The following is a 24,966-nucleotide window of genomic DNA, read 5'->3' on the forward strand; positions in this document are numbered from 1 at the left end:
GGAGTGATGTTGTTTTGTGACGGAGAGAGTTATGTCGTTTCGCAAGCTGCTGATCGCCAACCGGGGCGAGATCGCCATTCGTATCGCGCGCGCCGCCGCAGACGCTGGGCTCGCAACGGTTGCGATCTACCCGGCTGACGATGCATTATCGCTTCATGTCCGTGCGGCGGACAAGGCCTGCGAAATTCCCGGGCGCGGTGCACGTGCCTATCTTGATATTGAAGGCGTGATCTCGGCGGCGAAATCCACCGGTTGCGATGCACTGCATCCGGGTTACGGATTTCTCAGCGAGAACGCGGTGCTGGCACGGCGCTGCGCGGAAGAGGGGATTATATTCGTCGGGCCTTCGCCTGAGGCGCTTGATCTGTTCGGTGACAAGGTTGCGGCGAAAGCGCTGGCGAAACGTTGCAGTGTCCCGGTGATCGAAGGCACCGTCGGCCCGACTACGCTGGACGAGGCAAAAGCGTTTTTTACATCGCTCGGCAAGGGCGGCGCTGTCATGGTCAAGGCGATGGCCGGCGGCGGTGGCCGCGGCATGCGTGCTGTGGAGAAGGCGTCCGATCTGGATGAAGCATATGCACGCTGCCAGTCCGAGGCGAAAGCGGCATTCGGCAGCGACGGTGTGTATGTCGAGCGGCTCATTCGCAAGGCGCGCCATATCGAAGTGCAGATTATCGGAGATCGCCATGGCGCGATCAGCCATCTGTGGGAACGCGAGTGTACCATCCAGCGCCGCAACCAGAAGCTGATCGAGGTCGCGCCAAGCCCTTCGCTTAGCGATGGTCTCCGTGCGCGCATCGTTGAAGCCGCAAAACAACTGGCCGGAGCGGCGAACTACGACAGCCTCGGCACCTTCGAGTTTCTGGTGGACGGGGAAGCTGGCGAGGGCGATGGCGCCTTTGCGTTTATCGAGGCAAATCCGCGGCTTCAGGTCGAGCATACGGTCACGGAAGAAGTGCTCGGCGTCGATCTGGTGAAATCGCAGCTTGCGGTCGCAGACGGTGCGACGCTGGGCTCGCTCGGGCTGGCGCAGTCCGATGTCCCGCCGCCGCGCGGCTTTGCGATTCAATCACGCATCAACATGGAAGTGATGGACGAGAGCGGAGCAACGAAGCCGACCGGCGGCGTGCTAGGGGTGTTTGAGCCGCCGTCCGGTCCGGGCGTGCGTGTCGATACCTTCGGTTATGCTGGCTACAAGACAAGCGCCGCCTTCGACTCGCTGCTGGCCAAGGTGATCGTTCATACGCCGTCCGCACGCTGGCCTGATGCGGTCGCAAAGGCTGCGCGCGCGCTGCGCGAATTTCGTATCGACGGTGTCGCGACCAACATCCCGTTCATCCAGGCGCTGCTGGCAAATTCGGATTTTGTTGCTAACCGGATCAGCACGAATTTTGTCGATACCCATGCGGCCGCGCTTGTTAGTGCGGCCAGGGAGGCTGCTCAGCCGCTGTTCTTTACAAGCGTGGGCGAGGATAAATCGGGCACCGGCGCCAAGAACGACGGCGCGACGAGCGGGCCGGCGGGATCGGTCGCAGTAGCGGCGCCGCTGCAAGGTACGGTGGTTGCGATCCCGGTTGCTGAGGGCGACATCGTGCATCCGGGACAGCAACTTGCGATCATCGAATCCATGAAGATGGAGCATCTGGTGACCGCCCAGCAGGGCGGAAAGATCACCAGGATCGTCGCGGCTGACGGCGTCACGCTAATGCAGGGCGAAACGATCCTCTATATCGAGCCGCAGGAGATGGCCGGGCAGGAGTTGGTGGAGGAAGCCGAGATCGATCTCGATTTCATTCGTCCCGATCTGGCCGAGATGATCGCACGCCAGGGCAATACACTGGATGAAAACCGGCCGCAGTCGGTGGAGCGCCGCCGCAAGACGAACCAGAGAACGGCGCGGGAGAATATCGCCCAACTCGTCGACGAGGGATCATTCATGGAGTACGGCTCGCTGGCGATTGCCGCGCAGCGCCGCCGCCGGCCTGTCGATGACCTGATCAAGAACACCCCGGCCGACGGTCTTGTTGCCGGTGTTGCGACAGTGAACGCAACCAAGCTCGGCGAGCAGGATGCACGCTGCATGGTGATCTCTTACGATTACACCGTGCTGGCCGGCACTCAGGGTCACATGAATCACAAGAAGATCGACCGGATGCTCAGCCTTGCCGAGCAGTGGCGCATGCCGCTTGTGTTCTATGCTGAAGGCGGCGGCGGTCGACCCGGCGATACCGACCGGCTTGGCATGACTGGCCTCGACGGGCCTTCGTTCGTGCAGTTTGCGCGGTTGTCCGGGCTGGTGCCGGTGGTCGGCGTCGTTTCGGGCTATTGCTTCGCAGGCAACGCCGCAATGCTCGGCTGCTGTGATGTTATCATTGCCACGGAGAATGCGTCGATCGGCATGGGTGGACCGGCGATGATCGAAGGTGGCGGCCTTGGCGTCTATCATCCGGCGGAAGTGGGGCCGGTGTCGTTCCAGTCGCCCAATGGGGTTGTCGATATTCTCGTCGCGGACGAAGAGGCCGCGACGGCTGCCGCGCAAAAATACCTGTCGTATTTTCAGGGCGCGCTTGCCGACTGGAAAGCACCAGACCAGCGGTTGCTGCGCCGCGCGATCCCTGAAAATCGCCTGCGTGTTTACGATATCCGATCCGTCATCGATCTGATCGCGGACGAAGGCTCGGTGCTCGAAATCCGGCGCGATTTCGGCGTCGGCATGATTACGGCGTTCATCCGAATCGAGGGCAAGCCTTTCGGCCTGATTGCGAACAATCCCAAGCATCTCGGTGGTGCGATCGACGCCAACGCGGGTGACAAGGCGGCGCGCTTCCTGCAACTTTGCGACGCGTTCGACATTCCGATCGTGTCGTTGTGCGACACGCCGGGATTCATGGTTGGCCCGGAGGCGGAGAAAACCGCAATCGTTCGTCATGTGGCGCGCATGTTCGTAACCGGCGCAAGCATGACCGTGCCACTGTTTGGAATCGTGCTTCGCAAGGGTTACGGCCTTGGCGCGCAATCGATGATCGGCGGTGGCTTCCACGCGTCGTTCTTCACGGCGGCGTGGCCGACCGGCGAATTTGGTGGCATGGGTCTGGAAGGCTATGTCCGGCTCGGCTTCCGCAAGGAGATGGAAGCGATTCCCGATCCGGTGGAACGCGAGAAATACTACAAGGCAAAAGTCGCCGAACTATACGCCAACGGCAAGGCCACTTCGATCGCGTCGGTGTTCGAAATCGACAACGTGATCGATCCCGCGGAAACGCGAGGCTGGATCATGGCCGGGCTGCGCTCGGTGCCGAAGCCGGCCAAGCGCGAGCACCGCAAGCGGCCGTGCATCGATACCTGGTGAGACACGAGAGGAGGCCCTGTCCCCGACAGGGGGAGGGCTCTCAGCTCCTGTTCTATTGGTAGGATGCAACGATATCGGAGATGGCGCGTTCAAGCTGACGGGCCGTCGAACACTGACGCACGACGCTGCAATACGTCGCGTATCGCGGCATTTCGGAATCGCCCATTCCCCAGATCATGCGCCCTTCGGGATTGAGCCATACCAGCCGCTTCGATCTCTCCGAAATACGACGAAGGATATCGGCCCGCGGATTAAGATTGTTCGTTCGCGCGTCACCGAGCACAATGACCGTCGTCTGCGGCGTGACGTGACGCATCCATTGTGACTCGAAATCCGCCAGCGATTTTCCGTAGTCGGACGATCCCAGGCCGACCAGCGACATGATGTCCGCCATGGCTGCCTCGGGCGTTTTTGAATCCAGAATGTCGCTGACATCCATCAGATGACCCGAGAACGCGAAAGAGCGCACATCGGAGACAACTTCATGCAGGCTGTAAATCAGCAGCAGGAAAAAATCCGACACCTTGGCGACGGAACCGCTGACGTCACAAATGGCAACGATTTTCGGCCTGTCGCGGTGGCGGCGTTTCCACGTGGTCAGGAACGGAACGCCGCCCCACGCGGCGTTGCGCCGGATGGTCCGGCGCACGTCGAGATGCCCACGCCGCTGGCGCTTGCGGGGCCGGCTGTAGCGCTCGCGGAGCCGCCGCGCCATGACGCGGATGAGCGCGCGCATCTGTTCGACCTGCCGCCGGTCGAGCTGCGAGAGGGGCGCATTCTTCAGGATTTCGTTGCGAAGATTTTCGGTTTCTTCGCGCCCGTAGAGAAGGAGTGCCTGTGAGACACGATCGCGAACGTTTTCGCGCAGGGCCTCGGTCGCGGTAGCGAGCCGCTCGGCTTCGGAAGGATTGGTTTGCGCCAGTTGCTCGAGATCGTCGCGCAGTTGCTGAATGCCCAGCAGATCGAGAATCCGGCTGGAAAAGATGCCGCGCTGGGTGAAAAACCGGATGTCTGACAGCGAAGCAGCGTTGGCCGCATTGGAAATGGCGGCTTCCATCTCCGCGCGGTCCTGCGAAAGAAGCGTCTGCGCCAGCTGGCCGAGGCCGGAGGAGGGCGCGCCGGGTGCGCCTTCAGTCTGTCCAGACTCCGAGCCCTCTTGCTGTACGCCCGAGGCGTCCGGATCGCCATCGGCCCGGGGCTGGGTCAGCTCGGGATGATCGAAGAACACATCGAAGCAGTCGCTGAGCAGCCGCTTTTCTTCCTGGCTCTTGGCGAGAGTCACGAGGAAGGTGTCGCGCAGAACAGACCGGTCGTAAAAACCGATGTCGGCCACAGCCCTCATCGCATCCATGCTCTCGGACGGCGAGATGCGAACGCCGGCGCCGCGCGCTGCACGAAAGAAGCGATGAAGGTTTTCCCTCATTGCATTATCCGAATACGTTCTGTCGGCCGCCCTTGGCCACTAAAGCGCTGACTTGCGGCAGCGTGGTTTCGATGTCCGCTTCGTACTTCAGGAGAACGTTCAGCGTTTCCTTGACGGTCTCGCTGTCGAGTTCCGGCGCTTCCAGGAGGACGAGCACGCGCGCCCAGTCGATGGTTTCGCTGACCGACGGCAGCTTCTTCAGATCGAGTGTGCGAACGTCGTTGATGAAGCCGACAATCTGCTTGCGCAGGGATTGCGAGATTCCCGGAACGCGGCTTTCGATGATCCGCTCTTCCAGCTTCTGATCGGGAAATCCGATGTGAAGATGAAGGCAGCGCCGCTTGAGGGCGTCGCCGAGGTCGCGTTCGCCGTTCGAAGTGAGAATCACGGTCGGCGGCACGATGGCCGAGATCGTTCCGAGTTCGGGAATGGTGATCTGGAAATCAGACAAGATTTCCAGAAGCAGAGCTTCGAACTCCGCGTCGGCCTTATCGATTTCGTCGATCAGCAACACGCAGCCGTTGGTCTGCTGAAGCGCCTGCAAAAGAGGGCGGGGTTCGACGAACTCGCGGGAGAAGAAGACGTCGCCAAAATCGTGCAAGCGGCTCAGGGCGGCGGGAAGCGTTTCAGCCCCGCCGAGGACTTCGCCGACCTTGTCTTTCAGGATCTGCGTATAGAGAAGCTGCTTAGCGTATTTCCACTCGTAGAGCGCCTTTGCCTCATCAAGGCCCTCATAACACTGCAGGCGGATCATCGAGAGGTTGCGCGAGGCGGCGAGAGCCTTGGCAAGCTCGGTTTTGCCGACACCGGCGGGGCCCTCGACAAGGATGGGCTTTTCAATTCGCTGCGCGAGAAAGACCGCGGTCGCAATCTGGCGGCTGGCGATATAGCCAGCCGAGGCGAGGCTGGTTTCGACGGCATCGATTGAAGCCGCCGGCAGATGTTCCGTCACGATCGATATCTCCGGCTGTTGTCAGATCACCCTAAACCGGACGCGGCCGGTCAGCGAGGGCGTATCAGCGCATTGCTACGATGCTGCGCGGCTGGCGTCCATCTTGCCTGAACAATTCATCGTAAACCATTGATGTAATGTAACAATCCTGTTTTTGCGAAATAGCAAATTTCCGGGGTCGTATTCGCGTGATCTGGTGGTGATACACACCCTTCCGTGGCCGCGCCACATGGCCTAAGACGGCGCAACTTTTTTCCCTGACTCGTGTGCACATGATCCGTCTCGACAATATCAGCAAGCAGAATGGCCATCAGATTCTCTTCATCGAAGCCTCCGCAGCGCTTCAGAGGGGCGAAAAGGTTGGCCTCGTCGGTCCGAACGGGTCAGGCAAGACGACACTGTTCCGCATGATCACCGGCCAGGAGCTTCCTGATGAAGGTCAGGTGGCCGTCGATCGCGGTGTGACCATTGGCTATTTCAGCCAGGACGTCGGTGAAATGTCGGGCCGCAGCGCGGTGTCCGAGGTCATGGACGGCGCCGGCCCGGTCAGTTCCGTGGCTGCGGAGTTGAAAGAACTCGAGGCCGCCATGGCGGACCCCGACAAGGCGGACGAGATGGACGCCATCATCGAGCGCTACGGCGAGGTGCAGCACCGCTTCGAGGAGCTGGACGGCTATGCACTGGAGGGGCGTGCGCGCGAGGTTCTCGCGGGTTTGAGTTTTAGTCAGGAAATGATGGACGGCGACGTCGGCGCGCTGTCGGGCGGTTGGAAGATGCGCGTGGCGCTGGCCCGCATTCTGCTCATGCGGCCTGATGCGATGCTGCTGGATGAACCGAGCAACCATCTGGATCTGGAAAGCCTTATCTGGCTGGAAGAATTCCTCAAAAACTATGAGGGTATGCTGCTGATGACCTCGCACGATCGCGAGTTTATGAATCGCATCGTCAGCAAGGTGGTGGAAATCGACGGCGGTTCGTTGACGTCGTATTCGGGCAATTACGAATTCTATGAGCAGCAGCGTGCGCTCGCCGAAAAGCAGCAGCAGGCGCAGTTCGAGCGGCAGCAGGCGATGCTGGCGAAGGAAATCAAGTTCATCGAGCGGTTCAAGGCGCGCGCCTCGCATGCGGCACAGGTGCAGAGCCGCGTGAAGAAACTGGACAAGATCGAACGCGTCGAGCCGCCCAAGCGACGCCAGACGGTGGCGTTCGAGTTTCTGCCAGCGCCGCGCTCCGGTGAAGACGTCGTGAGCTTGAAGAATGTACACAAGGGCTATGGTAGCCGGAGCATTTACGAGGGGCTGGACTTCTCGGTACGGCGCAGGGAACGCTGGTGTGTGATGGGCATCAATGGCGCGGGCAAGTCCACGCTGCTGAAGCTGGTGGCTGGCTCCACAGAGCCGGATGATGGAATGGTCAGTCTCGGCGGCAGCGTGAAGATGGGTTACTTCGCGCAGCACGCCATGGATCTGCTCGATGGCGAACGCACCGTGTTCGAGGAACTGGAATATTCGTTTCCTCAGGCGGGGCAGGGATCGTTGCGCGCTCTGGCTGGGTGCTTCGGCTTCTCGGGTGACGACGTCGAGAAAAGGTGCCGGGTTCTTTCAGGCGGCGAGAAAGCAAGGCTGGTGATGGCGAAGATGCTGTTCGATCCGCCGAATTTTCTGGTGCTGGACGAGCCGACGAACCATCTCGATATGGCGACGAAGGAAATGCTCATCGAAGCGCTCTCGCAGTTTGAGGGCACCATGCTATTCGTCTCGCACGACCGGCACTTTCTCGCAGCCTTGTCCAACCGGGTGCTCGAGTTGACGCCGGAAGGCGTTCACCAGTATGGCGGCGGCTATACGGAGTACGTCGCGCGCACCGGCCATGAGGCGCCCGGCCTGCGGAACTGAACCAGGAAAGTTTTCGGGCTTATTTCTTTGTCGCGCGAGCAAGGAACTGGACCAGCGCGCTACGATCCTCGGGCGATCCGATCAGCTGCTCCGGCATTTTTGTGCCCGGAGTATAGGCTGCGGGGCCGATCTCGAAAAGTTTCGCCACGGTTTCCGGCGTCCAAACGATCTCGAGCTTTTTCAGTGGCTCTGAAAAATTGTAGCCCGGCAGCGTTGCGATCTTGCGTCCGAAAATTCCCGAGAGCGTTGGGCCAGCCTTGTTGCCCTGATCGGGCGTGAGCGTATGACACGCCACACAAGCTTTAAAAACCTCGGCGCCGCGGTCACCCGCAAAGGCGGCGAGCGGGTCGTTCGGGCTGTCCTGAATTGTCGATCCGATCGGCTCTCCGGTGCGTGCGTTCCAGCGCCGGATCACGGTGTCGGCGCCGCCGGTCAAAAGCGTGCCGTTGTCTGCCAGGAACGCCACCGACCACACCGGAAGTCCCGGTCCGACGAGCCTGCGGGCGAGTGCGCGCGCTTTGCGATCGACGATCGCAACCGAGCCCCGAACATCCGCCGCCGCGAGCAATGCACCATCTTTCGATGCCGCCATTGCAATCACCGGTATCGGTCCCGCGGCAGCTTCGCCGTCCGGTTTTCCCGCGCCGGTGAGGAAATAGATTTTCCCGTCTGCGCCGGCGGTGGCGATCTCGCCGTCACCGGACACGATCACCGCGTTCAGCGGTGTGGGCAGGGCAACAATGACCGGCGAAGCCGTGCTGTCGAGCGGCCAGATGCGAACCGTGAGGTCGTAGCTGACACTGACAAGAGATTCGCCATCGGGGCTGAAGGCGACGCCGTTGACGTTTTGCGTATGGCCCTCGAGCACACGCGCTGGGCCGCCAGCGAGCGGCCAGAGTCGCACAGTGTGATCCCACGCCGCCGAAGCGAGGATTGCCCCATCCGGTGACAGCGCTAACGCGGCGATCGGGGCCGTGTGGCCTTCGAGTACGCTGTCAGGCTGCTGTTTGCCCGGAGTCCAGATTGCGATGCGACCATCAGCGCCCGCAGTTGCTGCGCGGCCATCCCTGAGGAGGGCGGTCGCATTGACGGCATCGGCATGAAATCGCAGCACTTGTTCGGCAGCGTCGCGATCAAGCGACCAGCGAATCGCGCTGCCATCGAAGCTTCCCGAGAGCAGTGTTCGTCCGTTGGATGAAATCGCAAGCGCCCGAACCGGGCCGCCGTGGCCACGTAACTGTGCGATGGCAGGAATCGCACCGATTGCCGCGGCGAGTACACTGACCGCGAGCAAAAGGCGAAACCGGTACCTTATGTTGCGACGGTCAAGGCCTTGCACCGGTGGTTCCTTCTCGAAAAGCCATTTTCATTTCTTATCCAGCGAAGCATGAAAGTCCTGTTCAATAAAGTGCTGCCCAAGCGGTCCTGCGTCAGCGCGTCACTGGCTGCAACGGAACAATGGTCACGGACGGGCGTTTGCCTCGTTCGGACGCTTGATGTTTTCCGCTCACAGGAGCCTCAAAATGATTGACCGGATCACCGCAGCCATTCTTGTGGGCGTTTTCACCACGACGCCTGTCTTCGCACAGACGCCGGCACCGTCGGCTGACAAGCCGGAAACCAGTTGCAACACGGCCCCCGGCACAACGACGGGCAAGGCGGCGGATTCATCGTCGACGAACTCGATGGCGATGGAGAAGAGCGCCATTCTGCCGTCAGCCAGCGGCCATGCCAATTCTGCGGCGCCAACTGTCCAGAGTGATGGCAAACCGATGCAGGTGAGCCCGGATTGTCCGCCGGACACCAAATCAAAATAACGTCACGCAAAAAAGCGGACCGTCCCGGCGGGCGAAACGTCATAGCCGGTGAGATCGGTCGCGCGTTGCCTGAACGGCTTTCTTGAAATAAAGCCGACCAATGCTTGAAGTGCAGGCTTGAAGTAAGAGCGCTGCCGCATCACCAGATCGAAATTTTCCCAGAGCAACGGCACGAAATCGAGACCCGCTGCTCTAGCGGCAGCCCGCGTCGCAATGCCGCAATCGGCTTCGCCCGCGCGGATCGCTGTTGCGAGATCGGGTCCGGTCAAGCAAGGCGGCTCGAGCCAGCGGAGATCTTTCGGCTTCGCGCCATGCTGTTTCAGAAGAACTTCCAGCAGCATCTGAGCGCCCGCACCGGGCTGCCGCAGGGCCATGGTTGCACCGCGCGCGAGGACATCCGCGAGCCCATTCAGACCTTTCGGATTTCCCGGCTGGAGCAGGAGGCCCTGTTCGCGCCGCACGAAACCGATCAACGCCGCATCGTGCAAGCCTGACAATGTGCGCACCGCGGCGACATTCGCGTCTTCGCCTGAACCGTTCACCTCATTGTCCGTATGAAAATGAATGGCCGCGGCGATCGCTTCGCCGCGCAAGACGCGTCCAACACCGCTTTCGGTCCCCTCCGCAAGAGTCGCGAGGCCGGAGCCGGATTCACGCAGGCACCATTCGAGCAGCACGTCCTGGCTTCCACCGACAATGAGGGGCGGATCGGCCGCCATCATTCCGGCCGGCCGCATCAGGCCTGACAGCATCCAGCGGTCGAGCTCATCGCGCGGGAAAAGCCACTTGCCAGTGACCTTGGTGCAGGGGATCGCGCCTTCCGCGACGAGCTCGTAGAGCTTGCGCTCGCCAAGGCGGAGGTAATCGGCTGCCTCACTGGTCGTCAGCATTTCCATTCTGCGTTTATATGAATATTCCTGCATATTTTCAATTCATTGACACCATCGAAAAATATGCAGGACAACGCATGGGGAGGAAACGGAATGCTGGACGGGCTAAACGCCTGGCAATTGATCGTGAGCGGCGATGCAGCGTTATTTGCCATCGTCAAACTGTCGCTCGCTGTCAGCCTTTCGGCCGTCGTGCTCGCGGCCTGCATTGGCCTGCCACTCGGGGCGGTCCTGGCGCTTACACGCTTTTCCGGACGCAATGCCATCGTGGTCCTCCTGAATGCCTTCATGGGACTTCCGCCGGTCGTTGTCGGCCTTGTGGTCTATCTTCTTCTCTCGCGCTCCGGACCGCTCGGCGAGCTCGGCATTCTGTTCACGCCGTCCGCCATGGTGATTGCGCAGGCGATCCTGATCGTGCCGATCATCGCCGCACTTGCACGCCAGACCATTGAAGATCTTTGGACAGAATATCGCGACGAACTGTCTGCGATGGACGTCGGGCCGCTTGGCCGCATGACGACGCTGTTGTGGGACGCGCGCTTCAGTCTGCTGACCGCATTGCTTGCCGGCTTCGGCCGGGCCGCGGCAGAAGTGGGCGCCGTCATGATCGTCGGCGGCAACATCGACGGCTTCACCCGGACGATGACCACGGCGATCGCACTGGAGACATCGAAAGGAAACCTGCCGCTCGCACTAGGGCTCGGTTTGATTCTCGTCGTTCTGGTTTTTGCGATCAACGCCGCCGCATGGGGTGCGCGTATGTGGTCCGAACGGCAGGCGGGGTGAACATGCGCGCGCCGGTCACCGATCTTCCTGTCATCCTCGATCGAGTTTCCGTTCGCGCTGGCGTCACGACGATCATCGATCGCCTGAGTCTGACGCTCTCATCCGGTGCGCCGACCGTGGTGGTGGGGCCGAACGGGGCGGGCAAGAGTACGCTGCTGCGGCTCTGTATGGGTCTTTCGGTGCAAACCGAAGGCACAATCACCTGGGGCGGGCGGGCCGACATCAAGCCAACACGGCGCGCGTTCGTGTTTCAGCGCCCGGTCATGTTACGACGGACTGCTGCCGCCAATGTCGCTTACGGCCTGACCCATGCGGATTACCCGCGCGAGAAGGTTGCCGCTCGTACGGTGGAATTGCTTGAACGCGTAGGCCTCTCCGAACTCGCGATGCGCCCGGCCCGCCGTCTCTCCGGCGGTGAGCAACAGCGGCTTGCCCTTGCGCGCGCGCTTGCACGGGATCCCGAATTGCTCATGCTCGACGAGCCGACCGCGAGTCTTGATCCAGCGGCGACGCGCGGCGTCGAGGAGATCGTACGTGCCGCCGCTCAATCCGGAATCAAGATCGTCATGGCATCTCACGATCTGGGCCAGGTGCGGCGGCTTGCCGGTGATGTTGTTTTCATGGTGCGCGGCACCGTCCGCGAACAGGCACCTGCCGAAGACTTTCTCAGGAACCCGTCGACACCGGAAGCTGCGGCTTTCGTGCGCGGTGATCTCGTCGTTTGAACCCTCACAAGGACATGTCATGACACATCGATATGCTTATGCCCTCGTCGCCTCACTGCTTGCGGCGGCGTTCACGACACCAGTCTCCGCCCAGGACAAGTCCATCGTCGTCGCCTCGACGACATCGACCCAGGATTCCGGTCTGTTCGGTTACATCCTGCCTTTGTTCAAAGCTAAGACCGGCATTGACGTGAAGGTGATTGCGCAGGGCACCGGGCAGGCGCTTGATACGGCGCGGCGCGGCGACGCCGACGTTGTCTTCGTGCATGCCAAGGCGCAGGAAGAAAAATTCGTCAGCGAAGGGCAGGGCGTGAAGCGCTTCGATGTCATGTATAATGACTTTGTCCTGATCGGCCCGAAAACCGATCCTGCAGGCGTCAAGGGCAAGGACATTGTCGTTGCGCTGAAAACCATTCAGGAAAAGGCCGCTCCATTTGTCTCGCGTGGCGACAAGTCAGGTACCCATTCGGCGGAGCTTGCCTTGTGGAAGCAGGCCGGAGTCGATCTCGAAACCGCCAAAGGACCTTGGTACCGCGAGATCGGGCAGGGCATGGGCGCCGCGCTCAACACCGCGGGTGCGATGAATGCCTACGTCGTTTCCGATCGGGGCACCTGGCTGTCGTTCAAGAGCCCCGGCGACCTCGCCATCGTGGTCGAAGGCGACAGGCGCCTGTTCAACCAGTATGGCGTGATTCTCGTGAACCCCGAAAAGCACCCCACCGTGAAAAAGGATCTTGGCCAGAGTTTTATTGACTGGCTGATTTCGCCGGAGGGGCAGGCCGCTATCGCCGCTTATCAGGTCAACGGCAAGCAGCTGTTCTTCCCCAACGCCGAAAAGAAGGCATCTTGAGGGCTTGTCTGAGCAGGACCATCCGGCGGTTGCTAAGCCGCCGCCAGATGGTCCACCATCCGGCATGATTCAGACACAGCGTTTGACAGCGGCGCTCACGCCGCTCGAGGTTGCGCTCGGGTTGCTATACCGCGACCTGAGACCTGTCGACGCCATTGAAGTGTCGTTAGCCGAAGCCATTGGCTGTGTCGCCTCGCAAACTCCGCCGCTAGAAACAGCGCTCCCTGCCTTCACTACTGCAATGACAGACGGATGGGCGTTGCGTGCGCACGACATTGTGGGCGCATCGTCCTATTCGCCCGTTCAGCTTGCGAAACCGCTACGCTGGGTTGAGGCGGGCGAGCGTCTGCCGGACGATTGCGACTGCGTGCTGGATGCCGACCTTGTCGAGCAGATCGGTCCATTGTGTCAGGTTGTGGCGGAGGCAGTTCCCAGTCAGGGAGTTCGACGTGCGGGGGATGACATCGCAGCAGGGGGAGCGCTTGTTGAGCCGGGGCGACGGATCGATGCGTTCGATCTGCTTGCTGTTCGCGCAGCCGGACTCCAGCGCGTGGCGGTTCGATCTCCGTGCGTTCATGTGATCGATGTGCATGCTGATAGCGCGGAATCGTCACAGTTCGTCTCCGATTTCGCGAAAGCGAACGGCGCTCGTGTGACAATGTCGCAAACGAGCGGGCGCGACGTGGCAAGCATATCTGCTGCTATCGGCGCAGAGGGATGCGATCTGCTGCTGACGGTCGGCGGAACGGGGAGCGGTCGGATGGATACGGCAGTTCTGGCGCTCAAGGAGCGCGGTACGCTGCTAGCGCACGGCCTTGCCCTCCAGCCGGGGCGCACCGCAGCCGTTGGTAAAATCGGCGCAACGCCGTTGGTCGCGCTGCCGGGCTTGCCCGAGCAGGCCCTGGGCGCTTGCCTTGCGGTGGTTCAACCGGTGCTGGACATGCTGACCGCACGACAGCCGCGGCAGGAAATGGTCAGCCCCCTTGCGCGCAAGATTTCTTCCGCTATCGGTGTTACCGAAATCGTACTGCTGAAAATGTCGGATCAGGCCTGGATGCCGCTCGCGACAGGACAGCTTTCGCTCAATGCCATTGTTAGCGCTGACGCATGGCTTGCGGTACCTGGGAACAGCGAAGGCTATGCAGTTGGAACGCCCGTAGATGCGTTTCTCCTTCGCGAAATGTCATGAGTTCGGTGAAATGAACAAGTCAGGCCCAAACTCAACCCGTAATAGCGGAGGTCAGGATCAGTTTCTCACGATCCTGTCGCGTGAGGAGGCGCTCGCGCGATTTGAGGCCGCGCTTTTTCCCCGCGATCTGCCCGTCGAAGAACGCGCGCTGTCAGACGCACTCGACCTGGCTTTGGCGAACGATATCGTGGCGGCGATGGATGTGCCGCCGTTCGACCGCTCAAATGTAGATGGATTTGCCGTTCGCTCCGCCGATTTAGCCGTTGCGGGCGAGGCGTCGCCGGTTCATCTGCGGCTGAACAACGAAACAATTGCCTGTGGCATCGCGCCGGAATTGCCGGTGGTGCAAGGCTCCGCAACGCCGATTGCGACCGGTGGTCCCATCCCGCGTGGCGCTGATGCGGTGGTGATGATCGAGCATACGCAGCCGCTGCGCAATGACGCGATCGAGATCCGGCGTGCTGTTTCGCCGGGGCAGTTCGTGTCCTATGCCGGCTCGGATATCGCGCGCGGCGAGATTTTGCTGCGCGCCGGCACGCTGGTGGGCTCGCGCGAGATCGGCATGCTTGCTGCATCGGGGATCGCACGCGTTCCGGTGACGAAGAAGCCGCGCGTTGCAATCATCTCAACCGGAGACGAGCTTGTTCAACCCGGCCTGCCGCTGCGTCCGGCTGCGATCTACGACACCAACGGTGCAATCGTTGCCGCGGCTGTCTCCGAAAATGGCGGCGAGGCTGTCTTTCTTGGCGCATTCCCGGACGAGGAGGACAAGCTCGAAGCTGTGATGCGCGAGGCGCTGGCGGCCAGCGACATGCTTCTTCTGTCCGGTGGCACATCGAAAGGCGAAGGTGACGTTTCCCATCGCATTGTCGCGCGGCTTGGAAAGCCGGGCATCGTCGCGCATGGCGTTGCGCTGAAGCCGGGAAAGCCGTTGTGCCTCGCAGTGTGCGACGGCAAGCCGGTCGTGATCCTGCCGGGGTTTCCCACGTCGGCGATGTTCACATTTCACGACATGATCGTGCCGGTGTTGCGCCGTCTCGCGGGTTTGCCGGCGCGCAACGATGCACGTGTGACGGCGAAGGTGCCGGTGCGCATCGCGTCAGAGCTTGGGCGTACCGAATTCGTCATGGTGTCGCTGGTGGAGGGCGACGATGGATTGATCGCCTATCCGTCGGGCAAGGGCTCCGGCGCGATCACGTCGTTCGCGCAGGCCGACGGGTTTTTGAAAATCGATGCGCTTGCGGACCAGATGCCCGCAGGAACCGACACAGAAGTGACGCTGTTCACACCGCATGTCCGTGTGCCCGATCTGGTCATTGTCGGCAGCCATTGTACAGGACTCGATGTTGTCACGGCGCCGCTGGCGCGCGCCGGACTGTCTGTCCGTTCGATCTCGGTGGGAAGCCTTGGTGGGCTGGCAGCGGCCCGGCGCGGTGAGTGTGATCTCGCGCCGATCCATCTCTTCGATGAAAAAACCGATACACACAACACGCCGTTTCTTGTACCCGGCCTTGAACTCGTGCCGGGCTACCGGCGTATGCAAGGCATTGTGTTTCGTGTGGGGGACGAACGCTTCGAAAGTCTCAGTGCGGAAGATGCTGTGCGGGCCGCGCTGAAAGCCCCGTCATGTCTGATGGTCAACCGCAATCAGGGCGCGGGCACGCGCATTCTGATCGATCGTTTGCTCGATGGCGTAAAACCGGATGGCTACTGGAACCAGCCGCGCTCGCACAATGCCGTCGCGGCGGCGGTGGCGCAGAAGCGTGCCGACTGGGGCATGACCATTGCGCCGGTGGCGCGTGCAGCCGGGCTGGGCTTCATTCCATTCGCTGAAGAGCATTATGACTTTGCGCTCGTGACCGCGCGAAAGCAGCGGCCCGCCGTAAGGGCTTTTCTGGACTCGCTCACATCGCCGGAAACGCGTGCAGCGCTCGAGCGGGCGGGATTCCGTCCGGCATAGTAGGTCCGGGTCAAGCGTCGTCGAGCGCCGCGAGTTGCTCGGCCTCTGCGACGTCCTCGACGGTGTTGGCGTTGAAGAACGGATCAATCGGCTTGTCCGGCCAGGTCACTGTTGCCAGCTTGTAGCGAGCGGTCCAGCGATCAATCTTGCGCATGTCTTCCACCACCAGCGCGTGCCGAAGTTCGCCGCGCAGTGCGACGTTCCAGAGTCCGATGACCGGATGGACCTGTTCGCCGGAAGCTGCGACCGCAAGTTGGGCGTCTTCCGCGATCCGCGCACGTTGCAATCGCGCAACCAGATCGCGCGGCAGGAAAGGGCAGTCCGTTGCCGCGCTGAGCACCCATTCGACATCCAGCCTGTGCGCGGCCGCCCAGTCGAGCGCTGTCAGGATGCCGGCGAGCGGGCCGGCGAATCCTTCAACGGTGTCTGCGACGACAGGAAGCCCAAACGCCGCGAAGCGGGCAGGGTCGCCATTAGCGTTGAGAATGAGTCCATCGCATTGCGGTGCGAGCCGCGCGATCACACGCTCGAGGATGGTGCGGCCGCCGATGGTTTTCATCGGCTTGTCGCCGCCGCCCATCCGCCGCGCCAGCCCGCCTGCGAGAAGAACACCGACTGTCGATGGCCGGTCCTCAGTCATCGTCGCTGCCCTTGCGCCGGTGCCGCGCGGATTCCTCGGCGACAAATTCCAGGCTTTGGTCGAAGACGATCCGCTCCTGTCCGGACAGCGCAATGAATCGCTTGCCCTTGGTCCGGCCGATCAGTGTCAGCCCCACCTGCCGCGCCAGTTCGACCCCCCATGCGGTGAAGCCGGAGCGCGACACCAGGATGGGAATGCCCATTCGCACGGTCTTGATCACCATTTCGGAAGTAAGCCGTCCTGTGGTGTACATGATTTTGTCCGCGGCATCGACCTTGTGCCGCCAGACCCATCCCGCGATCTTGTCGACGGCGTTGTGCCGTCCGACGTCTTCCATGTAGCAGATCGGCTCGCCTTCCTTGCACAGCACACAGCCGTGGATGGCGCCGGCTTCGAGATAGAGCGAAGGCGCGGTGTTGACTGCATGGGTCATCTGATAGAGCCATGATGTGCGCAATTCCGCCTTGGGCAGGACGGCACCCTCGATCGCTTCCATCAGGTCGCCAAATGCTGTGCCCTGTGCGCAGCCCGAGGTGAGCGTTTTCTTCTTCAGCTTCTCTTCAAAGTTGGTGCCCCGCTCGGTGTAGACGACCACGACCTGGAGATCGTCGTCGTAGACCACCTCGGTCACGACATCGTCGGGCTTCAGCATGTTCTGGTTGAGGAGATAGCCGAGCGCGAGATATTCCGGATAGTCGTTGATCGTCATCATGGTGACGATCTCCTGGGAGTTCAGATAAAGGGTCAGCGGCCGCTCGACCGGTACGCTGATTTCGACTGGAGCACCGGTCTGGTCGATCCCCACAACGCGTTCGGTGAGGCGCGGATTCTTCGGGTCAGGCATCACGCGCGGGATCGGCTGGTCCTTTCTCGCATTTGCCGACCTGGCTTGAATTGTTTCCGTCATGGCTTACTCGATCACGATACGCGGCGCGGGTCTCACCGCGGCGCCGGTGGTGATGGATGTCCAGAGCTGGCGTGCGATGCCGATATAGTGCTTCGCATGAACGCCTTCTGGGTCGGTGGCAACGATCGGACGGCCTTCATCTGATGTCTGGCGTATCGCCATGTCCAGCGGGATTTCGCCGAGAAAGGGGATGCCGCGCTTTTCCGCGTCAAGCCGCGCTCCGCCGTGGCCGAAGATCGGCGTGACATGGTTGCAGGCCGGACAGCAGAAGCTCGCCATGTTCTCGATCAGGCCCAATATCGGGATGTTGACCTTCTTGAACATCTCGATGCCGCGGCGTGCATCGATCAAAGCGATATCTTGCGGCGTTGAAACGATAACCGCACCCGCCAGCGGCGTTTGCTGCGCCATTGTGAGTTGTGCGTCGCCAGTACCCGGCGGAAGATCGACGACGAGAATGTCGAGATCATTCCACGCGACCTCGCGCAGCATTTGCGTGATGGCTGAAATCACCATCGGCCCGCGCCAGACCATGGCGTTGTCTTCCTCGACCAGAAATCCGATCGACATGACTTTAACCCCGAAGCGCTCCAGCGGCTCCAGCATGCGCGGACCGAGCAGACGCGGTTTGCCGCGCAGGCCGAACAGCTTCTGCTGCGACGGGCCATAGATATCGGCGTCGAGAATACCGACTTTCAGTCCGAGCGCCGCAAATCCGAGCGCGAGGTTGCACGAGGTCGTCGATTTGCCGACACCGCCCTTGCCGGAGGCCACGGCAACGACGTGCTTCACGCCGGTAATGCCCGCGGCCTTCGATGTGGCGGGTGGGTTCGAGGTGGCATGGGTAACTGACAAGTTCGATCTCCCGGCCGATCGCGCTCACGGCGCGCCCGGTTCATTGCGATCCGAAAGGATCGTTCTTCTTGTTTTCCCGCGCGCGCAGATAATCCTCGGTGGACATCACGGGCGGCCGTTGCGGTGCGGCATGGGGATCGAAACTTTCATTGACGACAGCCTCGACCCGGCAGTCCGCGCACATCTTGATGACGTCGAGCCGCGGCGCGTTGGCGCCTTCGAACATCCAGTGCTTTTCCTGCAACTTCGACAGCACGCGCTCGATCGAGCTCCTGGTGCCGAACGGCGTGCCGCAGGCGATGCAGTGGAATGGTTCTTCTTCTTTCAGTACGCGCAGTGGTGCATTCCACGCCTGGAAATCGAGCCGCGGCTCTAGTGTGATAACCTTCTCGGGACAGGTCGCTTCGCAAAGTCCGCACTGAACACAAAGGCTTTCAGTGAAGCGCAGCATCGCCCGGTCGGGATTGTCGGAAAGCGCGTTGGTCGGGCAGGCGGTGACGCAGGCATGGCAGAGCGTGCAGCCTTCGACATTCAACTGAACGGTGCCGAATGGCGCGCCGGCCGCGAGCGGAACGACATCGACGGGAGCAGGGGCCGCGAGATGCAGCTCCCGGAAAATGGTCTCCAGCACGCCGCGCTTGGCGCCGCGCGGAATGAGGGTCGCGGGATTCAATGAAGCAACGCCACGCGGCATCGCGTCGAGCATCGCGCGCAACTGATCGGGATCGTCGGTTCCCAGAACGCGGACGAGGCCGTCGCCGAAGCCGAGCGCAGCGGCGATCATCCCTGACATATCGGCTGCGCGCCGCAGTCCGGCCGTTTCGTGCCGGGGCTGCGCGCGCATCAGGAGCGCGGCGCCCGTGCCGCCATAGGCGAAGACCGCTGCGAGGGATTCCGGTCCGAGCTGCGTGACTTCGTTGACGCGAACCGGAAGCACGTTAGCTGGCAAGCCGTCGCCAAATCGCGCCAGCGCATCGATCAGGGGCTCGCCGTGGTCGCCGTCATGAAAGAGTACAACAGCGTGTTCGCCACCTGCCTTGCGATAGGTTTGCAGCAACGTGCGCAGGCGGCGCATCAGCGCATCCGCACTCGGCAGCGCATAGGATGCAGCGCCGGTCGGGCAGGCTGAAGCGCAGGAGCCGCATCCGGCGCAGATATTGGGATCGATCGCGACGGCGTTGCCGTTCGGTGTGATCGCGCCGGTTGGGCACAGATCGAGGCAGCGCGTGCAGCCCGTGATGTTGGAGCGCGAATGCGCGCAGAGTGATTCTTCGAAGTGTATGAAGCGCGGTTTGTCGAACGTGCCGACAAGGTTACCGGCTTCCGCAATCGCGCGCTCAACGGCGGCGCGGTCGCGCGGATCGGCGCGCAGATAGCCGGGCCGCAGATCATGCGCCGGAAATAGCGGCAGGCCGCCGCTGAGATCGAGGATGAGATCGCAGGTTGAAGTCGCTCCGTCGCGCGAGGCGCCGAACAGCAGCTTGCTCCGTGAGGAGGGAGCCGGCAAAGCGTAGTCGTCGATGGAGAGTTCGAAATTTCCAAGGTATCCGCGCGCATTGCGGATCGTGCCTTTGAGTACCGGAAATTCGTTAACAGCACGCGGCGTGATATCGCCGGGCTTGGTGAGTATGACGGTGATGTCGAGGCGATCCGCGAGGCGCTTGGCCGCATCGATGGCAACATCGTCATGGCCGTAAATCAGCGCGACCCCGCCGCTTTCCAGCGTGACCAGCGAGATCGGCGGCATTTCTTCCGAAGCAGCGGCGATCAGCGCCGCGGCTTTCGGCCCAGCCGCCGCGGCATCCTTCGACCATCCGCCGGTTTCGCGGATATTCACGAAGGTAAGGGGAATGTCGGGAAATTCCTCAGCGACTTCTTTGAACAGTGGCGCTTCCTGCGTACACGCGACCGTGATCGCTTGGCCTTCAGCGAGCGCCGCCTTGAACTGGGCGAGGTCCAGACCGCAGAGCTGGTTGGCCTGTGTCATGTACGCCGCGCACCCGCGCCCGATTGCCTGCGCATCGAGCGGCATGCTCTTTTCGCAACTGCAAACCAGAAGGCGGGACTTTGCGCTGTTCATGATCTGCAACCTTGACCCTTGGCGTCTGCTCAGAGTGGCTATTTCAACCATATGGTGCCGAGATGACGGCTCGCGCAAGCGCCCGGCCGCCTTGACCGGGATAGCATAGACTGCCCAAATACAAAGAGCTTAGGGAAATTTTCTACGATGATGGTTTCGCGTCACGCGCAAGCGGAACAGCCGCTCGATCTGCCTCCGGGGTACACACTCGTATCGCTTCGCGAGTATGGCGATGCGTTTGCGCACGGCTGCACTATTGCATCCGAAGCCGGCGCGGGAACGTTGGTCTGGGTCCGGCGCTACGACCTGGTCGAGTTCGCCGTCGTGCTCGAGCCGGACGAGCCGCTGGTGTCGGCGCGCCGGGCGTTCTTCGCCGGGATGAATGCGATCGGGGACGCTATCGCGGTGCATTGCCCGCCGGAGCGGGAGGTACAGTTCACTTGGCCAGATACGATCCTGTTCGATGGCGGCGTGCTGGGCGGTGGGCGGCTTGGCTGGCCGAAGACCTGCCGCGAAGATGACGTTCCGGATTGGCTTGTATTCGGCGTCATTCTGCGCGCCGCGGACATGGCTCATGTTGAGGAAACCGTTGCGGCGGGCGGTGTTGCCCTGCTCAACGAAGGGTTCGAGATGGTCGAGACAGAGGCGATCGTGGGCAGCTTTGCCCGCCATCTCATGACGGCGTTCGATCGATGGAACGAGCGAGGTTTCGAGCCGATTGCGCGGGATTATCTGGAGCGGCTTACGCCGCACGCGGCCGGCCAGAGGCGCGGAATCGACGTCAATGGCGATCTGCTTCGCAGTACCTCCGCGAAAAATCCGCCGGAGCGTGACAGCCTGCTCGATAGGCTGGCCAAGGTCGCATGGTATGACCCTGAATACCGCGCCCCGAAACTGGCGTGAGGCTTACATGCATAAGTTGCCACGCACCATCAGGCTTGACCCCTCGGACACATTTGTGTTCGAGCGTGCCGCCGAGCCCGGTGAATGGGCGGTGTCCGGTGCGTTCGTGTTCTGGGACGGCGATCCCGCGACCCTCGGACAGAAGCAACGGGTTGCTCTGCGTTCCGGTTTTCTCGGGGTCGATAGTCTCGGCTGGTCGACGCTTGCCGTCGTAACCGAGGCCACCGAAGCCGAACGGCAGGGTGTGGTCGATCAGCTCGCGGCGCAATTGATGGCGAGTTTCGGCGCACCAAACATTGAGGCCGCGCGCTCTGCCGCTGAAGAAGAAGTCGCGTTTGCGGCTTCGCTTTGCGATCATCCGCCACAAACTTTGCTGGCCGTACACCGGAGTGTGGAGAACGGAGAAATCCGCGAGCGCTTTCGGACGCTGAAGCCGCGCGCGATCGAACCGGGTGGTGATCGATTGCACACCCATGCACGCGCCTTTACCTTTCATGAGGTCGAAGGTGACGAACCCGCCGAGGAAGTCGATCTTCTTGGGCTCACAAAGACGGACCGGACATGAGAGAATTCTGGGTTGCTTCAGGCCATCATTTGACCCGCCGGGCCGATCACGGCGGGCTGATTGCGACGCCGGAACTGATCATGGCTTACCTGGCGCGGCCAGAACTGATGCCGCCCGATGATGCATGCGACGCCGAGCGGAACCTGCATGCAAGCCTGCTGGCAGACCCGCTTCGGCCGGTATCGAAAGCCGACATTGCCGCACTGGTCGACGCTGACGCCCGCGAAAACTGGACGTTCATGACGGCGTTTCGCGATCGGCTGATGGCGGCACCATCGCTGGAGGCCGTGTATGTGGCGCTGGCGCGCAAGGGTGCCGGCGATCTGCCGCCGATCTTTCTGTCGCAGCTATGTCATCTGATCCTGCGCAACGCACTTGAAGGCTGCGAAGATCCCTATGTGTTGCGCGCGGCCGAACTGTTCTATCGGAGCCAGAAAGCTACGGTTCACGACGGCGCGCTGTTGCTTGCCGATGCCGAAGTCGTCGAGGCGCAGCATCATGCGCAACATGATCTTCATGCTTCGCCTTTGACCGCAATGCTGCAGCCGCAGGCGTTCGGCGAGATGGACGTCATGGATGACGAGAATGCCTGGACCTATTGGTCGCGATCCGATGCGCATGCGATGGTCATGAATCTGGGCGGCAACCCGAAGGCGCGCGATGCGCTCTGCCGGGTGATCGAACGCTGGATCGCCCATCTTCTGGGTGTCGCTGTGAAGGTGGAGCCGGTCGCGTCTATCGAGGACCGCGACTGGCGCTGGTTCATTGGACTGGACAGCGAAGGGACCCGGATCGGCAACGCGCTGTGGAATGGAGATACGCCAGGAGCAGATGCCGCCGAGCGGATCGTGGCGCTGATGCGTATGACATTTGAGGATTCGCGGTTCGTGGATGAACGCGTCGGCAACAAGCCGGTTTATCTCATCCTGGCGATGGGCGCGGACAAGGTGGTGCGCCTGAAGCCGCAGAATCTTGTTCCGGGATTGCCGCTTGCGCCAGCGGCGAATATTGCGTGATTCATCGGTAACGGGAGGTTCAGATATGACCGAAGCGTCCCGTGAAGTCGGCGTGGTCTTGCGTCGCCGCGTGATCGAGAATCCATGGATCGACCACATGTGGTCGCCTGTAACCATTCTCGAGAATGTGCCTGCCACAGCTCCCTGGACAGTCTTGTCGCAGGAGGAGGGTGCGACGCTGTATTACGCTGGTGCCGCATTTATCGACCTGTTCAGCGCTGAGACGACCAATTACCGCGACAATCTCGCTGACGGGTCGCCGCGCATATGGGTCGCGCTGCGGCGTCAGGATGGCGGACCGGAACTCGAACTCACCAAGGTCACGGCCGATCCGACTGAAGGCGAGGCGATGTTCGAAAGCGGCACCGATGTGATCGGCACCGTGCCGATGCCACCGGAAATCGCGGCGTGGATTGCTGCTTTCGTCGATGAGTTTCACGTTGAGCAGGTATTCCACAAGCGCAAGCGCGATCGGGCAAATGTTAATCGCAGGCGCGGCGATGATCCATCCGGCGAACGTAAGGACGGCGCATGAGTCAGGACGAGAAGGATACCGAGAAGAGTTTCCTTTCACGCTGGTCGCAGCGCAAACAGGCTGCGAAGCAGCCAGAGACCGATGGCGCGGCTGAAAGATCGGCTGAAGAGGCTGATGCTGCGCCCGCGCCAGTTGTTGAAGGCGATGCCGATGAGGAGTTTGATCTCTCGAGCTTGCCGAAGCTGGAAGACATCACGGAAACCACCGACATAACCGGCTTCCTGCGCAACGGCGTGCCCGAGAGTTTGCGAAATGCGGCTTTACGCAAATCCTGGGCGCTGGATCCTGCGATCCGGAATTACGTCAATCCGGCGCTGGACTATGCGTATGACTGGAACACGCCGGGCGGTGTGCCGGGAAGCAGCGAGATCGCGGCCGGCACTGATATCTCGAAAATGGTTTTGCAGATCATGGGCGGGGAATCATCCAGCGCTCAGCAATCGTCGGATACACTGCCTCATAGTGACGCACCCGCCGCTGCGAGCGGCGATTCCGGTATTGCGCTGCAAAATTCAGAAGCGGATCTGCCACTCCAACAGGTGAGAGTGTCTGCCCCGTCGTCGACCACAACGCCTGTTGCCGCTGATTTCAAGCAAACTGAGCAGGACCGGATTGAGATTGTGCAAGCTGTCGACGAAATCAGATCTAATGCGTCGCAACATCCGTCGCGTCGACATGGTTCTGCAAAACCAAGGATTTAGACAAAAGTTTTTGAGGCATAGGACGAACCTATGGTACTAATTGGAACTAGAATAATTCCAGTAAGACAGATGCCTGATTTGAAGGCACGGGTGGGGGAACTCGGTTCGTACCATGCGGGACGCGGGATTAGAGCAGGCAATCAAGGCCGCAGGCGGCGTCGCTTCCCTGGCGAGGGCCATTGGAATTGCACAGCCTTCGGTTTCGGCATGGTCGCGTATTCCGGCTGAGAGAGTTCTCGCCGTTGAGTCTCTGACACAGGTCCCCCGTTTCGTTCTCCGCCCCGACCTCTACGGATCAGCCGGGGATCATATGTCAGCGAAATCAGACATCGACGAAATCGATCAGCTTCGCGCCGCGGAGTACGGCTTGTTGTCGTTGCTGCTGGGCAAGGCGCCGACCGCTGACACGTTGTCCAAGGTCGCGATGCTCAAAGGCGACGCGTCCGATCTCGGCATGGCGCACATCGAACTCGCCGCAGCTGCGATGGCTTTCGACGAGCGCGCTGTCGCCAAGGAATTTTTCGATCTGTTTATCGGATTGGGACGAGGCGAACTGCTGCCCTATGCCTCGTATTATCTCACGGGCTTCCTGCACGAGCGGCCGCTCGCGCGCGTCCGTGAAGATTTCGACGTCCTGGGAATTGAGCGCGCTGGACCGGCGCGTGAGCCGGAAGATCACATCGCAATTCTGCTCGAGGTCATGGCCGGTCTTGCGCGCGGCGAGTTCGATACGGACTTCGCGGCGCAGGCGCGGTTCTTCGAGCGGCATCTAAAGCCATGGGCCGCGCGGATGTTCGCCGATCTCGAGATTTCGCAATCGGTCAAGTTCTATCGCGCTGTCGGGCGCGTCGGCCGCATCTTCATGGAATTGGAATCAGAGGCTTTCACGCTTTCAGAGTGACGTGAAATCCCGCTGTGGAAATTGACT

21 protein-coding genes and 1 pseudogene are annotated in these 24,966 nt (G+C 61.4%); 14 read left to right on the forward strand and 8 right to left on the reverse strand.

The genetic code is table 11. The annotated features are described in order from the left end of the window. Window positions 1-31 precede the first annotated feature (31 nt). Window positions 32-3,349 carry a carboxyl transferase domain-containing protein gene (locus I554_RS0118860; protein WP_024574075.1) on the forward strand — a complete coding sequence of 1,106 codons (3,318 nt, stop codon included), beginning with the start codon at window positions 32-34 and terminating at the stop codon, window positions 3,347-3,349. A 52-nt stretch (window positions 3,350-3,401) separates the two neighbouring features. On the opposite strand, the gene I554_RS0118865 is transcribed toward I554_RS0118860, so the two are convergent. Both I554_RS0118865 and I554_RS0118870 read right to left on the reverse strand, forming a co-directional pair. Continuing rightward, window positions 3,402-4,772: a VWA domain-containing protein gene (locus I554_RS0118865; RefSeq protein ID WP_024574076.1), complete on the reverse strand. Its 1,371-nt coding sequence runs from the start codon at window positions 4,770-4,772 to the stop codon at window positions 3,402-3,404. Between the two features lie 4 nt (window positions 4,773-4,776). Then, window positions 4,777-5,724, reverse strand: coding sequence for a MoxR family ATPase (locus I554_RS0118870; protein WP_024574077.1), 948 nt, complete (start codon window positions 5,722-5,724; stop codon window positions 4,777-4,779). A 272-nt stretch (window positions 5,725-5,996) separates the two neighbouring features. Between I554_RS0118870 and I554_RS0118875 the strand changes: the two genes are divergently transcribed. After that, window positions 5,997-7,619, forward strand: a complete 1,623-nt coding sequence (locus tag I554_RS0118875) for an ABC-F family ATP-binding cassette domain-containing protein (RefSeq protein ID WP_024574078.1) — start codon at window positions 5,997-5,999, stop codon at window positions 7,617-7,619. 19 nt (window positions 7,620-7,638) lie between these two features. Here the strand turns inward: I554_RS0118875 and I554_RS0118880 are convergent, their stop codons facing one another. Then, the gene (locus I554_RS0118880) at window positions 7,639-8,913 is read right to left on the reverse strand and encodes a c-type cytochrome (RefSeq protein WP_051358654.1); all 1,275 of its coding nucleotides are present in this window, start codon (window positions 8,911-8,913) and stop codon (window positions 7,639-7,641) included. Window positions 8,914-9,142: 229 nt separating this feature from the next. Here I554_RS0118880 and I554_RS0118885 point away from each other — a divergent pair, with 229 nt between their 5' ends. After that, the gene (locus I554_RS0118885; RefSeq protein ID WP_024574080.1) at window positions 9,143-9,436 is read left to right on the forward strand and encodes a hypothetical protein; all 294 of its coding nucleotides are present in this window, start codon (window positions 9,143-9,145) and stop codon (window positions 9,434-9,436) included. A 2-nt stretch (window positions 9,437-9,438) separates the two neighbouring features. Here I554_RS0118885 and I554_RS0118890 read toward each other — a convergent pair whose 3' ends face one another. After that, window positions 9,439-10,332: a helix-turn-helix transcriptional regulator gene (locus tag I554_RS0118890; protein ID WP_024574081.1), complete on the reverse strand. Its 894-nt coding sequence runs from the start codon at window positions 10,330-10,332 to the stop codon at window positions 9,439-9,441. Between the two features lie 87 nt (window positions 10,333-10,419). Between I554_RS0118890 and I554_RS0118895 the strand changes: the two genes are divergently transcribed. The 5 genes from I554_RS0118895 (at window position 10,420) to I554_RS0118915 (ending at window position 15,836) form a co-directional block, all read left to right on the forward strand. Next, window positions 10,420-11,112 carry an ABC transporter permease gene (locus I554_RS0118895; protein ID WP_024574082.1) on the forward strand — a complete coding sequence of 231 codons (693 nt, stop codon included), beginning with the start codon at window positions 10,420-10,422 and terminating at the stop codon, window positions 11,110-11,112. Window positions 11,113-11,114: 2 nt separating this feature from the next. Then, window positions 11,115-11,837 carry an ATP-binding cassette domain-containing protein gene (locus I554_RS0118900; RefSeq protein ID WP_024574083.1) on the forward strand — a complete coding sequence of 241 codons (723 nt, stop codon included), beginning with the start codon at window positions 11,115-11,117 and terminating at the stop codon, window positions 11,835-11,837. A 19-nt stretch (window positions 11,838-11,856) separates the two neighbouring features. Next, window positions 11,857-12,687, forward strand: a complete 831-nt coding sequence (locus I554_RS0118905; protein ID WP_024574084.1) for an extracellular solute-binding protein — start codon at window positions 11,857-11,859, stop codon at window positions 12,685-12,687. 64 nt (window positions 12,688-12,751) lie between these two features. Further along, window positions 12,752-13,876, forward strand: coding sequence for a molybdopterin-binding protein (locus I554_RS0118910; protein WP_024574085.1), 1,125 nt, complete (start codon window positions 12,752-12,754; stop codon window positions 13,874-13,876). Between the two features lie 10 nt (window positions 13,877-13,886). After that, the gene (locus tag I554_RS0118915; protein WP_024574086.1) at window positions 13,887-15,836 is read left to right on the forward strand and encodes a molybdopterin biosynthesis protein; all 1,950 of its coding nucleotides are present in this window, start codon (window positions 13,887-13,889) and stop codon (window positions 15,834-15,836) included. A 10-nt stretch (window positions 15,837-15,846) separates the two neighbouring features. On the opposite strand, the gene mobA is transcribed toward I554_RS0118915, so the two are convergent. The 4 genes and pseudogenes from mobA to I554_RS0118935 form a co-directional block, all read right to left on the reverse strand. After that, on the reverse strand, window positions 15,847-16,476 hold the full coding sequence (gene mobA / locus I554_RS0118920; protein WP_024574087.1) for a molybdenum cofactor guanylyltransferase MobA: 630 nt from the start codon (window positions 16,474-16,476) through the stop codon (window positions 15,847-15,849). Continuing rightward, window positions 16,469-17,383 (reverse strand): formate dehydrogenase accessory sulfurtransferase FdhD, encoded by a 915-nt coding sequence (locus tag I554_RS0118925; RefSeq protein WP_024574088.1) that lies wholly within the window; start codon window positions 17,381-17,383, stop codon window positions 16,469-16,471. Before I554_RS0118925 ends, mobA begins: the two co-directional genes overlap by 8 nt. A gap of 3 nt (window positions 17,384-17,386) precedes the next feature. Then, window positions 17,387-18,184, reverse strand: a pseudogene (locus I554_RS0118930) (Mrp/NBP35 family ATP-binding protein); the annotation flags it as partial. A 94-nt stretch (window positions 18,185-18,278) separates the two neighbouring features. Next, on the reverse strand, window positions 18,279-20,318 hold the full coding sequence (locus I554_RS0118935; RefSeq protein ID WP_024574090.1) for a 4Fe-4S binding protein: 2,040 nt from the start codon (window positions 20,316-20,318) through the stop codon (window positions 18,279-18,281). Between the two features lie 147 nt (window positions 20,319-20,465). Here I554_RS0118935 and I554_RS0118940 point away from each other — a divergent pair, with 147 nt between their 5' ends. From I554_RS0118940 to I554_RS0118965, 6 genes are all read left to right on the forward strand, one after another. Continuing rightward, window positions 20,466-21,221: a biotin/lipoate--protein ligase family protein gene (locus I554_RS0118940; protein WP_024574091.1), complete on the forward strand. Its 756-nt coding sequence runs from the start codon at window positions 20,466-20,468 to the stop codon at window positions 21,219-21,221. 7 nt (window positions 21,222-21,228) lie between these two features. Next, a complete protein-coding gene (locus I554_RS0118945; protein WP_024574092.1) occupies window positions 21,229-21,786 on the forward strand; it encodes a DUF6505 family protein in 558 nt (185 codons plus the stop codon). Next, the gene (locus tag I554_RS0118950; RefSeq protein ID WP_024574093.1) at window positions 21,783-22,802 is read left to right on the forward strand and encodes a DUF6352 family protein; all 1,020 of its coding nucleotides are present in this window, start codon (window positions 21,783-21,785) and stop codon (window positions 22,800-22,802) included. Before I554_RS0118945 ends, I554_RS0118950 begins: the two co-directional genes overlap by 4 nt. Before the next feature lie 25 nt (window positions 22,803-22,827). Continuing rightward, window positions 22,828-23,337 carry a DUF3305 domain-containing protein gene (locus I554_RS0118955; protein ID WP_024574094.1) on the forward strand — a complete coding sequence of 170 codons (510 nt, stop codon included), beginning with the start codon at window positions 22,828-22,830 and terminating at the stop codon, window positions 23,335-23,337. Then, on the forward strand, window positions 23,334-24,038 hold the full coding sequence (locus I554_RS0118960; protein ID WP_024574095.1) for a DUF3306 domain-containing protein: 705 nt from the start codon (window positions 23,334-23,336) through the stop codon (window positions 24,036-24,038). Before I554_RS0118955 ends, I554_RS0118960 begins: the two co-directional genes overlap by 4 nt. Window positions 24,039-24,150: 112 nt before the next feature. After that, on the forward strand, window positions 24,151-24,939 hold the full coding sequence (locus I554_RS0118965; RefSeq protein ID WP_024574096.1) for a Cro/CI family transcriptional regulator: 789 nt from the start codon (window positions 24,151-24,153) through the stop codon (window positions 24,937-24,939). Window positions 24,940-24,966: the final 27 nt, after the last annotated feature.

This window comes from Afipia sp. OHSU_II-C1 (assembly GCF_000497575.1).
GTDB lineage: Bacteria > Pseudomonadota > Alphaproteobacteria > Rhizobiales > Xanthobacteraceae > Afipia.

Excerpts from the sequence above, each read along its gene's own strand:
- I554_RS0118860 (WP_024574075.1), top strand. The coding sequence starts at position 32 with ATGTCGTTTCGCAAGCTGCTGATCGCCAACCGGGGCGAGATCGCCATT.
- I554_RS0118865 (WP_024574076.1), bottom strand. The coding sequence starts at position 4,772 with ATGAGGGAAAACCTTCATCGCTTCTTTCGTGCAGCGCGCGGCGCCGGC.
- I554_RS0118875 (WP_024574078.1), top strand. The coding sequence starts at position 5,997 with ATGATCCGTCTCGACAATATCAGCAAGCAGAATGGCCATCAGATTCTC.
- I554_RS0118885 (WP_024574080.1), top strand. The coding sequence starts at position 9,143 with ATGATTGACCGGATCACCGCAGCCATTCTTGTGGGCGTTTTCACCACG.
- I554_RS0118890 (WP_024574081.1), bottom strand. The coding sequence starts at position 10,332 with ATGGAAATGCTGACGACCAGTGAGGCAGCCGATTACCTCCGCCTTGGC.
- I554_RS0118895 (WP_024574082.1), top strand. The coding sequence starts at position 10,420 with ATGCTGGACGGGCTAAACGCCTGGCAATTGATCGTGAGCGGCGATGCA.
- I554_RS0118900 (WP_024574083.1), top strand. The coding sequence starts at position 11,115 with ATGCGCGCGCCGGTCACCGATCTTCCTGTCATCCTCGATCGAGTTTCC.
- I554_RS0118905 (WP_024574084.1), top strand. The coding sequence starts at position 11,857 with ATGACACATCGATATGCTTATGCCCTCGTCGCCTCACTGCTTGCGGCG.
- I554_RS0118910 (WP_024574085.1), top strand. The coding sequence starts at position 12,752 with ATGATTCAGACACAGCGTTTGACAGCGGCGCTCACGCCGCTCGAGGTT.
- I554_RS0118915 (WP_024574086.1), top strand. The coding sequence starts at position 13,887 with ATGAACAAGTCAGGCCCAAACTCAACCCGTAATAGCGGAGGTCAGGAT.
- mobA (WP_024574087.1), bottom strand. The coding sequence starts at position 16,476 with ATGACTGAGGACCGGCCATCGACAGTCGGTGTTCTTCTCGCAGGCGGG.
- I554_RS0118925 (WP_024574088.1), bottom strand. The coding sequence starts at position 17,383 with ATGACGGAAACAATTCAAGCCAGGTCGGCAAATGCGAGAAAGGACCAG.
- I554_RS0118935 (WP_024574090.1), bottom strand. The coding sequence starts at position 20,318 with ATGAACAGCGCAAAGTCCCGCCTTCTGGTTTGCAGTTGCGAAAAGAGC.
- I554_RS0118940 (WP_024574091.1), top strand. The coding sequence starts at position 20,466 with ATGATGGTTTCGCGTCACGCGCAAGCGGAACAGCCGCTCGATCTGCCT.
- I554_RS0118945 (WP_024574092.1), top strand. The coding sequence starts at position 21,229 with ATGCATAAGTTGCCACGCACCATCAGGCTTGACCCCTCGGACACATTT.
- I554_RS0118950 (WP_024574093.1), top strand. The coding sequence starts at position 21,783 with ATGAGAGAATTCTGGGTTGCTTCAGGCCATCATTTGACCCGCCGGGCC.
- I554_RS0118955 (WP_024574094.1), top strand. The coding sequence starts at position 22,828 with ATGACCGAAGCGTCCCGTGAAGTCGGCGTGGTCTTGCGTCGCCGCGTG.
- I554_RS0118960 (WP_024574095.1), top strand. The coding sequence starts at position 23,334 with ATGAGTCAGGACGAGAAGGATACCGAGAAGAGTTTCCTTTCACGCTGG.
- I554_RS0118965 (WP_024574096.1), top strand. The coding sequence starts at position 24,151 with ATGCGGGACGCGGGATTAGAGCAGGCAATCAAGGCCGCAGGCGGCGTC.